Origin of the sequence: Neolewinella aurantiaca, from assembly GCF_008014675.1 — a bacterium.
Lineage (GTDB): Bacteria > Bacteroidota > Bacteroidia > Chitinophagales > Saprospiraceae > Neolewinella > Neolewinella aurantiaca.
In genome coordinates, this window is record NZ_VOXD01000100.1 from 1 (window position 1) to 1,209 (window position 1,209).

General features: G+C 46.7%; 1 protein-coding gene. It reads right to left on the bottom strand.

Going from position 1 to position 1,209, the window contains the following annotated elements:
* The coding region (locus tag FUA23_RS22185) for an IS110 family transposase (protein ID WP_147932962.1) at positions 1-908 on the bottom strand (908 nt) is incomplete at its 3' end.
* Between the last annotated feature and the right edge of the window lie 301 nt (positions 909-1,209).

A 1,209-nucleotide genomic window follows, 5' to 3' on the forward strand; every position in this document is an offset into this window, starting at 1 on the left:
AAGTGTGTCTTGTTCTCTGCTCGTTTACGATCATAGTATTCTCTGAGGTATTTAGTCTTGATAGCCGCAAAAGCAGCGATGTGAAAAGCTGTTTTCAGCGCAACATTAACTTGCTTAGGCGTTCGCTTGCGTTTATTAAGCGAGGTGCCTGAAGACTTTTCAGTTGGCCTCAAACCGGCATAATTGGCACAAGCTTTAGCTGTCTTTACTTTCTGTAAAAACATGGTTTCCAATAAAAACACGATGGTATTCTTTGGGCCAAAGCCAACGACAGAGCGAACCCGGTGGTAAATTTCAGCCAACTCGGGTTCTGCTAAAATGATTTGAGTGATTCGCTCATCAATCAGATCGATTGTCTGATTGATCTGTGCGACATGCTCTTCAATACGATGGCCAATATCTGCCGCTAAGACGATCTCGTCCCAGTCCAGACTGTACCGGTAGGAGGTGGCAATAGATTGCTTTGCCCTGATCAAATTACGACGACGACGCTGAAGACCTTTGATACGTTGCAACGGTGTACTATCCGGCTCCCACTGGGTGAGCCGGTAGGCTTTCTCCAGGGCATATCGGCCAATAAAGCGGGCATCCATCGGGTCGCTCTTGTCCAACTGGCGCCGATTATCCTTGTTGATCTTCAGCGCATCCTCTACACAGGTAATCAAACCTAACAGATGAGCTTCATGAGCTAGCCGGGTGCCGTACAGCCCCGTTTGCTCAATTAAACAGAAAACCTCACGGGCGGGTATTCCATACTTGGAAAGAGTGGATGTCAAAAAAGATCGGATCGCTGGACGGCGATTGCTGATTTGACCTTCTGATACGATCTGCCCTGTCCGATCATATAGACACCAGTTCAGCGTAAGCTGGGAAATGTCCCAGCCGAAATAATATTGATAGGTATTCATACCTTTAACTGAATTTGTACACCAGAGTATTTGAGACGGTTCTAATCCCTTTACCGGGTTTTCCTCCCAAGATTGCTATATGAACTTGTATCTCAGATAACGGAGAAGGTCTTAAATCGCAGGATGGGTTTCTCTCCCGACGGCCGCTCTCTTTTTACCCTCTCCGCTTCTGGTGTCGTTTACGAATGTGTAGCTTGATTGATGACCGCCATCCTCCTAACGGCGGCGGCTCATCAATTCAAGTTACACATTTTTGCTTTCTCTATGTATAGGCCGATTGCCTCAGCACAAACTTAAAGGG